The 9,489-nt window shown below is 69.1% G+C and carries 7 protein-coding genes; 3 read left to right on the plus strand and 4 right to left on the minus strand.

Features of this window, described 5'->3' with window-relative positions:
• The coding region (locus VM685_RS20960) for a tetratricopeptide repeat-containing sulfotransferase family protein (protein WP_325462151.1) at window positions 1-1,842 on the minus strand (1,842 nt) is incomplete at its 3' end.
• Window positions 1,843-1,998: 156 nt separating this feature from the next.
• The gene (locus VM685_RS20965; RefSeq protein WP_325462152.1) at window positions 1,999-3,627 is read right to left on the minus strand and encodes a response regulator; all 1,629 of its coding nucleotides are present in this window, start codon (window positions 3,625-3,627) and stop codon (window positions 1,999-2,001) included.
• A gap of 192 nt (window positions 3,628-3,819) precedes the next feature.
• On the opposite strand from VM685_RS20965, the gene VM685_RS20970 reads away from it, so the two are divergent.
• Complete coding sequence (locus VM685_RS20970) at window positions 3,820-4,212, plus strand: response regulator (protein WP_325462153.1); 393 nt, start codon at window positions 3,820-3,822, stop codon at window positions 4,210-4,212.
• 105 nt (window positions 4,213-4,317) lie between these two features.
• Here the strand turns inward: VM685_RS20970 and VM685_RS20975 are convergent, their stop codons facing one another.
• Together VM685_RS20975 and VM685_RS20980 are read right to left on the minus strand one after the other, a co-directional pair.
• Window positions 4,318-5,616, minus strand: a complete 1,299-nt coding sequence (locus VM685_RS20975; protein ID WP_325462154.1) for an OmpP1/FadL family transporter — start codon at window positions 5,614-5,616, stop codon at window positions 4,318-4,320.
• Window positions 5,617-5,705: 89 nt separating this feature from the next.
• The gene (locus VM685_RS20980) at window positions 5,706-7,109 is read right to left on the minus strand and encodes a sensor histidine kinase (RefSeq protein WP_325462155.1); all 1,404 of its coding nucleotides are present in this window, start codon (window positions 7,107-7,109) and stop codon (window positions 5,706-5,708) included.
• A gap of 221 nt (window positions 7,110-7,330) precedes the next feature.
• On the opposite strand from VM685_RS20980, the gene VM685_RS20985 reads away from it, so the two are divergent.
• Both VM685_RS20985 and VM685_RS20990 read left to right on the plus strand, forming a co-directional pair.
• Window positions 7,331-8,776: a HAMP domain-containing sensor histidine kinase gene (locus VM685_RS20985; RefSeq protein ID WP_325462156.1), complete on the plus strand. Its 1,446-nt coding sequence runs from the start codon at window positions 7,331-7,333 to the stop codon at window positions 8,774-8,776.
• A gap of 26 nt (window positions 8,777-8,802) precedes the next feature.
• Window positions 8,803-9,177 (plus strand): response regulator, encoded by a 375-nt coding sequence (locus VM685_RS20990; protein WP_325462157.1) that lies wholly within the window; start codon window positions 8,803-8,805, stop codon window positions 9,175-9,177.
• Window positions 9,178-9,489: the final 312 nt, after the last annotated feature.

Below are 9,489 nucleotides of genomic sequence, written 5' to 3' on the forward strand. Positions count from 1 at the left end.
CTCCTCGAACGGCAGGCCGCAATGGTCGAGCAGGGCCCGCACCTGGGTCTCCGGATCGGCGACCATCTCCTCGTAGATCACCCGGTGGATGCGCCCCGGCAGGACGGCGTCGAAGTGCGCCATCAGCTCCACATAGTCGGCGTAGTAGCGGCCGATGTCGGTCAGCGAATAGGTGAAGCCCTGGCCGCGGGCGAAGTGCTGCTTGAAGCCGGAGAAGCCGCAGCCCAGCGGATGGCGGCGCGCGTCGATGATCTTGGCGTTCGGCAGGGCGAGCTGGATGAGGCCAACGTGGGCCCAGTTGTTGGGCATCTTGTCGATGAAGAACGAACGGCCGAGCTTGCGGTGGACCTGAGCCCGCTCGAGGTACTCCGCCCCCAGCGCGGCCAGCTCCGCAGGCGACAGCTCCGCCAGCGCCTCGGGATAGGCGGTCCGACCCTCCGCGTCGGGCTTGCCGCCGAGCCGCCGGGCGATGGCGATGATGTCCGGCAGCTCCTGGGTGCCCTCCACCTGGGAATGGCTGGAGAGGATCTGCTCGATGAGCGTCGAGCCGGCCCGCGGCAGGCCCACGATGAAGATCGGGTCCGGCTCGGCGTGCCCCTGTCCCGCCCGCGCGCCGAGAAAGCCGCCGGTGAACAACGCCTTGGCCCGCTCCACCTGGTCGCGCGTATGGCCGGCGTCGTAGCCCAGCCCCTCCCGGCGGAGCGTGTTGCCGGCCTCGTAATGGCGGAAGGACGCCGCCCAGGCCTCGGCGTCCTCGAACGCCTTGCCGAGCGCGAAGTCGAGGTGGAAGCGGTCCTCGTCGGTGATGTCCGCACGGGCGAGCTGGCCCTGCATCACCGCCACGTCGGCCTCGGTGAAGCGGAAGGTCTTGAGGTTGGCCAGGCTCCACCAGGCCTCGCCCAGGCTGGGCTGCAGCTCCACGGCCTTGCGGTAGGCGTCGATGGCCTCGGGCTGGCGCCCCACCGTCTTCAGCGTATGGCCCAGGCTCATCCAGCCCTTCGGCTGGGCCGGGTGCTCGGCCAGCACTCCGCGGTAGAGCTCGATCGCCTGTTCGTACTCCCCGATCCGCACCAGGGCCGCGGCCTTGAGGTTGCGGTAGCCGGGGTGGCGCGGGTCCGCCGCCAGCAGGTGCTCCAGCTGGGCCAGGGCCTCCACGGGCTTGGCCTGCCGGTAGAGGATGGTCGCGTAGTTGTGCCGCGCGGCGGTGAAGCCGGGGGCCAGTTCGACGCAGCGGGCCAGCAGGTTCTCCGCGTCGCCAAGCCGGCCCAGCCGCGCGCCCGTCTCGGCCAGCATGCGGATCGCCGCGACGTCCGTCGGGTGGCGCTTCAGGAAGCCACGCAGCACCTGCTCGGCCACGCCGAGCCGGTTCTCGCACAGCGCCGTGGCCGCCGCGATCAGCTCGGGATCGCGCACCGACGCCTTGATGTGCCGCGCATAGGCCGCGTCCGCCCGCGCGGTGTCGCCGGCCAGGGTCCAGGCGTCGCCCAGCGCCCGCCAGGCCTGGGCGTGGAGCGGTTCGATCCGCACCGCCCGCTCCAGGGCCGCGATGGCCGCTTCGCCGTGGCCGAGAGCCGCCAACGCCAGGCCGAGCTCCGCCTGCGCCTGGGCCCAGGACGGATGGGCGGCCGCCAGCGGCTGGACGAGGTCGCGGGCGGCGGCCGCGGCGCCCTGGCCGCGCAGCGCGGCGGCGAGCAGCACCAACGCCTGCGGGTGGTCTGGCGCGACCTTCAGGATCTCGCGGGTCTGGGCCTCGGCCAGGGCCGGGCTCTGCGTCAGGAGGCGTGCCGCGTGGCCAAGCGCGGTGGCGAGCGTTCCGACAGGCTCTGCGGCGGCGCCGGGCAAGCAGTTATCCGATCGTGCAACAACGGTACGCGGATGGGAGGATTCGGCCGGCGCCTTGTCAATGCACGGTGACGCTTCGGTGACGGGTCAGGCGGCCGGTGTGGTTTTCGGAGCGCAAGGCGCGCGTAAATTGTGCGCGTGGCGCGGCCCCGCCGCTCAGTGCGCGTATTCGCCCTCGGCCAACGCGAGCGCGACCGCCTCCAGCAGGGTCTCGGCCCGCAGCGGCTTGGTCACGTGCCGGTCGGCCCCGGACTTCAGGGACATGGCGATGTGTTCGGGCAGGGCGTGGGCCGACAGGGCGATGATCGGGGTCCGCTCCAGCCCCAGTTCCGCCTCCTGGCGCCGGATGGCGCGGATAGCCGAAAGCCCGTCCAGCACCGGCATCTGCACGTCCATCAGGATCAGGTCGAACCGCTCCGACGCCACGGCGTCCAGCGCCTGGGCGCCGTCGCCCACCAGCGTCAGGTCCACGGGCTCGTTGGACAGCATCAGTTCCACGACGCGCCGGTTGGTGGCGTGGTCGTCGGCCAGCAGCACCTTGGCCCGGCGGCCGTCGCCGGCGAGCGCGGCCGGCCCCGGCGCGGCAAGCGCCCGGTCCAGCGCCGAGGGCGCGCCCAGCGGCAGGGTCAGCGTGAAGGTCGCGCCCTTGCCCGGCGTCGCGCTGGCGCCGAGCGAGCCGTCCATCAGCTCGGCCAGATGGCGCGAGATCGCCAGGCCCAGGCCCGAGCCGCCGAACTTCTGGGTGATCGCGCCGTCCGCCTGCTCGAAGCGGTCGAACAGCTCCGCGGCCCGCGACGGGTCGAAGCCGATGCCGGTGTCGCGCACCTCGAAGCGGAAGGCCCCGCCCTCGTCCAACGTGACGCGCAGGCTGACCGAGCCCTCGGCGGTGAACTTCACGGCATTGCTGATCAGGTTGGTCAGGATCTGCTGCAGGCGCAGCGGATCCCCGGTGACGGTGGCCCGCGCCGCCGGGTCGAGGGAGACCGTGAAGGCCAGCCCCTTCTCCTTCGCCTGCGGCCGGAAGAGGTTCGCGGCGCGCTCGACGATCGTCGGCAGGTCGAAGCGTTCCTTGCGGATCTCCAGCTTGCCCGCTTCCACGCGCGACAGGTCCAGCGCGTCCGACAGCAGGCGCTCCAGCGCCTCGGCGGAGTCGACGATGGTGCGCACCATCTTCCGCTCCTCGTCGCTGTCCAGGCGCTCGGAGAGCACGCTGGCCACGCCGAGGATTCCGTTCAGCGGGGTGCGGATCTCGTGGCTCATGTTGGCCAGGAAGTCCGACTTGGCGCGGGTGGCGGCCTCGGCCTGCTGCACGGTGCGGCGCAGCTCGACGACCAGCTTCTCCAGGTCCGGCTGGTCGCGGCGGCCGCGCTCCTCAGCCTGCTTGCGGGCGATGTGCGCCTCCAGGCGGGCCTGGGCGATGTCGAAGTCCACCGGCTTGGTGAGGTAGTCGTTCGCCCCGAGCTTCAGCGCCCGCACAACGTCGGCGCTGGCGTCCTTCACGGTGGCCATGATCACCGGCAGGGCCGAGGAAGAGTAGGTCTCCCGGATGCGGCTCAGGACCTCGAAGCCGCTCATGTCGGGCATGACGATATCCAGCAGGACCAGGTCCACGGGCTCGCGCGCCAGGATGGCCAGGGCCGTCGGGCCGTCGGCGGCCTCGAGCACGTCGAAACCCCGCCGCTCGAAGCGGCGGCTCATGATGATCCGGTTGTCCTCCAGATCGTCGACGATCAGGAGGCGGGGCCGGATCAGGCTGGCGACGCTGGACTGGTCGTGGTCCGACACAGCGGGTCCTTTGGCGGTGTTCTGCGCCAATCTGCCACACAGCCTCTTAACCGAGGGTGGATGGCGCGTTGACCGAATGGTTACCCCTTGCGGAATAGCCTGTGTGCAAGTCCGCCGGACTCGATCCGGCTGCAGAACGCAGGGGCGATCTTGTCGACGGAAACTGAGAGCGGGCGCCGACTGCGCGTCCTCATGGCGGACGACCATCCGACCAACCGGGCCGTCGTCGAGGTGATACTGGGCCTCATCGACTGCGACCTCGTGCAGGTCGAGGACGGGCTGCAGGCGCTCAACGCCTACAAGGCCGACGACTTCGACGTCGTCCTGATGGACCTGCAGATGCCGGTCATGGACGGCCTCACCGCCATCCGCGAAATCCGCAGGTTCGAGGTCGAGCAGGGTCGCCACCGCACGCCGGTGCTGGCGGTGACCGCCAACGCCATGAGCGAGCACGTGCAGGCCTCCCGGGCCGCCGGCGCCGACCACCACATCGCCAAGCCGATCATCCCCGACCTGCTGATCGGGGCCATCATCCAGTCCACCACCGAGGCCGCCGCCGCGGAAGCCCGCGCCGCCCACGGCTGACGCGCACGGGCGCCGCCCGGCGCCCGCTGCCCCACATCGACGCAAAGAAAAAGGGCCGGAGCTTCGACAGCTCCGGCCCTCTTCGTGTCCGCGGTTGCGGCCGGACTAGAAGGTCCAGTCCAGGCCCACGGAGGCGGCGAGCGCGTCGCCCTCGAACCGGCCGTTGGTCAGCACCGTCGTCTGCGCCGGCGTGCCGCCGTAGAAGGTGTCGATGTCGACCAGGTGGGTGTCCTTGAAGCGGCTGTAGGCCAGAGCCCCGTTCAGCGTGACCGCCGGCTGCAGGCGCGCGCTGGCGCCCACGGCGAAGACCCAGCGGTCGCTGTCGAACACGCCCGGCTCGCGCAGGGAGTCCGGCGTCGGCGTCGGGTCGTACTGCACGCCGCCGCGCACGGTCCACATCTCGGACAGGTCGTGGTCGACGCCCACGGCCACCGAGGCGGAGTCCTTGAAGCGCTGCGGGATGCCCACCGTCATGCCGGCGAAGGTGACGTCGATCGTCTGGTTCACGCTCCAGTCCGAATAGACCACCTGCCCGTTGAGGGTGGTGGCGTCGGTCAGGTCGAACCGGACACCCGCGGTGAAGGTCGCCCGCGTGTTGAAGCTGGCGTCGGCTGGGGCGGCGAAGTTGGCGCCGTTCAGAGGGGCTTGCAGGCCGCTCAGGACCAGACCGCCCTCCAGCTCGTGCTCCACCTTGGAACGGTAGCTCACGCCCAGCGTCATGCGCTCGAAGTGCGCCTGGGCGCCGGCCGTCCAGCCGTAGTTCCAGCCGTCGGCGGTGAGCTGCGACAGGCCGTCGGCCATGCCCGCGCCGAGGTTCGGATAGGCTTGGTCGTAGTAGGCGTCGGTCTTGTTGGCGGTCAGGCCGAAGCCCAGGTCCAGCCACTCGGTCGCCTGGATGGCGGCCGCGCCCTGGATTTCCAGGACCTCGATCTTGCTGCGAACCGTGTCGTAGCGCGCCCAGGAGCCCGCGCCGAAGTCGGTCCTCAGACGGTAAGGCTTATGGACGGAGACGCCGACGGCGAACCGGTCGCCGAACGGCAGGGCCGCGGCGAAGTGCGGCGCGGTGAAGTCCTGGCTGACTTCGTCCACCGGCGAGATCCCGCCGACCCCGAAGGAAGCGCCGCCCGGATAGACGATGTTCGTGGCGTTGTCCGAGAAGGTGGTGGAGTCGTTGCGGTGATGGATCCCGAGACTCATGCCGCGGGGGCCCCGCGCGATCGCCGCCGGATTCCAGAACAGGGCGGACGCGCCGGTGTCGGCGACCTCGCCCGAGTTGGCCCGCCCGAGGCCTTCCACCGACACCTCGGTGACCCCGAAGCCGCTGGCCGAAGCCTGGCCCGCGCCTGCGAGCAGGGCGCCCGCGGCGGCGAGGCCGCAGGCGATCCGAATATCATGATGACGCACGTTGTATCCCCGACTTTGGCCCGACTTGGGAGTAGCCGAACACGGTTATTGTAGGCGGGATCGGTTACCCGCCGATTTACGCGAAACCCTTATGCAGCAAGGGATTGCGCGGGCTCGAGCTGGGCGTCGTCGATGGTCGTGACCGCCGGAAGACGGACGATGAAGGACGAGCCGTGGCCGGCTTCGCTGCTGACCGAGATGCCCCCGCCCATCAGGGCGCAGAGCTTCTGGCTGACGGCCAGGCCGAGGCCCGTGCCGCCGTACTGGCTGGAGGTGGTGGCGCTCACCTGGCCGAAGTCCTGGAAGAGCTTCGGCAGGTCCTCCTCGGCGATGCCGATGCCGGTGTCGTCGACGCGGATCTCGATCCAGTCGCCCGCCGGCTTCTCGTCGCGGCGCACGGTGACCGTGATCGCGCCCTCGCTGGTGAACTTGGCCGCGTTGGAGAGCAGGTTCAGCACCACCTGCCGCAGCTTGGTCTGGTCGGTGGTCACCGAGCCCAGGCGACCCTGCGGCTTGAGGATCAGATGGTTGCCGTTCTGGCTCATCAGCGGCTGGGCGGTCGACGCCACGTGCTCGATGAACTGCTCCAGCTCGAAGGTCTCGAGGCTGATCTCGACGGCGTTGCTCTCGATGCGCGAGACGTCCAGCACGTCGGTCACCAGCGCCAGGAGGTGCTGGCCGGCGGCGTTGATGCGGCCGAGGTCAGCGAGCTTCTGTTCGTCGGCTCCGGTGTCCTGGCAATGCTCGAGCAGCAGCTCCGAATAGCCGATGACGGCGTTCAGCGGCGTGCGGAATTCGTGGCTCATCTTGGCTAGGAAGATCGAGCGGGCGAGGTTGGCGCGCTCGGCCTGGTCCTTCGCCTGGCGCAGGCGGATGGCGGTGGCGCGGTGGCGCTCGGCCTCCCGCTCCAGGTCCGAGCGCAGGCCGATGGTCGACACATAGTAGACGGCCATCCACATCATGTAGACGGTGGCCGAGAAGATCGAGATCCAGCCCACGTTTGTCAGCTGGTCGAGCGGCACGCGCTCGTCGAACGAGCCGGTGATCGCATAGGCGGCGTAGAAGGCCAGCAGGTCGCCGGCGAACATGCCCAGCACCAGCAGCGGACGCTCGCCGAGATAGAAGAAGCCCAGCAGCAGGGCCACCAGAAGCCACGGCAGCAGCGGCGACGAGACGCCGCCATAGTGGAAAGAGCCGAACAGCGAGGCGAAGGCCAGGGTCTGCACCGACAGCAGCGCGACGAGCTGCAGGTTCTTGGTGAACTTCAGGATGAACGGCAGGGCCCAGAAGGACCAGATCGCCGCCACCATCGTCCACACGATCCAACCCGGGTTCGGATCGGTCAGGTAGAGGAAGACGCAGATCGACTGCGCCATCAGCGGCCCGAAAAGGTGGGTGAAGACGAAGTTGCGCGCCAGGCCCAGCTCGGAACGCTCGCGCTTGGCGGCCTCCGGCACGAACCAGTCGATCATCCTAAGGATGGAGTCCCACATGCCCATCTCCGCCCCGCTTCAGGGCGCCCCAAAATTCCGGCGGAGTGAGCCCGAACACCAATTAAGAACTCGTGCACGACGCCCTTTAACCCAGATAACCCGATCTTAATTGGCCTCACGGAGATTGATCGGAACCTCGGGTTCAACTCGGGGCGCCGCAAGTCGATCGTGGTGAATTCCTGAATCGATCCTTGCCGGCTCTTGTTGGGGGCGGGTTCGACATGACCACCATGGCAGCGCAGGCGACCGACCTGCTCGATCGTTTCATCGACTGGTTCATTCCGGCCGAGGTGAAGGCGGAGCGCGAGAAGCGCCAGCAGGCGCGCATGTTCCTGATCAGCCATTGCCTGGGCCCGTTCCTCGGCAACGTCGTGCCGGGCGCCCTGCTGTTCCTCGATCCGACGCCCGGCTGGCCGACCTTCTGGCTGGCCGCCTCGATCACCTCGTTCTGGGCCTATCCGTTCCTGCTGAAGTTCTTCGGCCGGTATAACCTGTGGACCTTCGTGTCGGTCCAGAACCTGCACTTCTGCATCCTGTGGAGCTGCTACTACTACGGCGGGGTCACCTCGCCGACGCTGCCCTGGGTGCTGACCATCCCGCTGCTGGCCTTCTTCTACCTCGGCAACTCGCCGGGGCTGCGGAAGTACGCGCTCGCCCAGTTCGGCATCAACTTCGCGGCCTTCGTGGCGCTCTACCACTTCCTGCCGCCTCCGGCCGACGACACGCCGCGCGAGGCGCTCCAGGGCCTGGGCATCGTCTCCACGCTGGCCTGCGCCGGCTACGTCACCATGATGGCGCTCTACTACCGCCGGATCCTGCAGTCGGGCGTCGAGCTCGAGGCCGAGATGCGCGGCCACATGGCCACCGCCGCCCAGCTGCGCCGGGCTACCGCCGAGGCCGAGCGCGCGGGCGCCGCCAAGGCCGAGTTCGTGGCCTCCATGAGCCACGAGCTGCGCACGCCGCTCAACGCCGTGATCGGCTACTCCCAGATGCTGCTGGAGGACGCCGCCGACGAGGACGACCAGGAGGCGATCGCCGACCTGGAGAAGATCCACAAGGCGGGCCACCACCTGCTGCGGCTCGTCAACGAGGTGCTCGACCTCTCGAAGATCGAGGCCGGCAAGATGGAGCTCGTGCCCGAGGACGTGGCCGTCGGCGAGTTCATCAACGCCATCGTCGAGCACAAGCGCGCCAAGGGCGACGCCAAGGGCGTGCCGATCGTCGTCGACCTCGGCCCGGGCCTCGGCACCGCGCGCTGGGACGGCCAACGCGTGCGCCAGGCGGTGGGCCAGATCATCGACAACGCGGTGAAGTTCACCAAGCAGGGCCGCGTCACCGTCGGCGTGGAGCGCAAGTCCACGCGCGCGGGGGATTCCATCGTCATCGAGGTGCGCGACACCGGCATCGGCATCGCGCCGGAGATGCTGCCCACCCTGTTCGAGAAGTTCACCGTCGCCCGCGACGCCAGCGCCTCCAAGTACGGCGACACGGGCCTCGGCCTGGCGCTCAGCCTGGCGCTCTGCAACCTCATGGGCGGGGCCATCCAGGCCGAGAGCGAACTCGGCGAGGGCTCCACCTTCACCATCACCCTGCCCGCGGCCCCGGCGCCCAAGCGCAAGCGCCGCGCCCGCTCCGACACGCCGGCCGCCGACCTGGCCGCCGCCTGATCCCGCAAGCCCCCGGAACAGCCGCCATGACGAAGATCCTGCTGGTCGAAGACAACGAGATGAACCGGGACATGCTCACGCGCCGCCTCACGCGACAGGGCTTTGAGGTCTGCTGCGCGCCGGACGGCCCCTCGGGCGTGGCCATGGCCGAAAGCGAGCAGCCGCACGTGATCCTGATGGACATCGCACTGGGCGACATGGACGGCTGGGAAGCCACGACCCTGATCAAGGCCTGCCCCTCCACCGCCGACATCCCGATCATCGCGCTGACCGCGCATGCGCTGGCGACCGACCGCGCCAAGAGCGTGGAGGTCGGCTGCTGCGACTTCGACACCAAGCCGGTCGACCTCCCCAGGCTGCTGGGGAAGATCAACGCCTGCCTGAGCGCCCGCGCGGCCTGACCGCGGACGAAGGCCGGAGTCCAGAGCGCCCGCCCCCCGGCGGGCGCTTTTCTTTTGCGATGATCGCACCGCAACCGCAAATTTCGAAGACACACCAATAACTTGCGGAAGAAGACTCCGTTAACTGCATGAAGTCACGGCAGGTTAACCGCGCCTGTAAAGCTTCAGGACATCTTATGTACACTGACCAATAACACCTAGAGTGTACAACGTGCTCCGAACCCGAGAACAGGGTGGGGAGCTATCAATGCTGAAGGCATTTAATAACTATACGCCGCCGGCAGCCCTCACGGGCAGCATGCGCGACTATCG

This window comes from Phenylobacterium sp., from assembly GCF_035539035.1.
Taxonomy (GTDB): domain Bacteria; phylum Pseudomonadota; class Alphaproteobacteria; order Caulobacterales; family Caulobacteraceae; genus Phenylobacterium.

What these genes read in the sequence shown, in the direction of transcription:
- VM685_RS20970 (WP_325462153.1), top strand. Translation starts at nt 3,820, where the DNA reads ATGGCGGACGACCATCCGACCAACCGGGCCGTCGTCGAGGTGATACTG.
- VM685_RS20980 (WP_325462155.1), bottom strand. Translation starts at nt 7,109, where the DNA reads ATGTGGGACTCCATCCTTAGGATGATCGACTGGTTCGTGCCGGAGGCC.
- VM685_RS20985 (WP_325462156.1), top strand. Translation starts at nt 7,331, where the DNA reads ATGACCACCATGGCAGCGCAGGCGACCGACCTGCTCGATCGTTTCATC.
- VM685_RS20990 (WP_325462157.1), top strand. Translation starts at nt 8,803, where the DNA reads ATGACGAAGATCCTGCTGGTCGAAGACAACGAGATGAACCGGGACATG.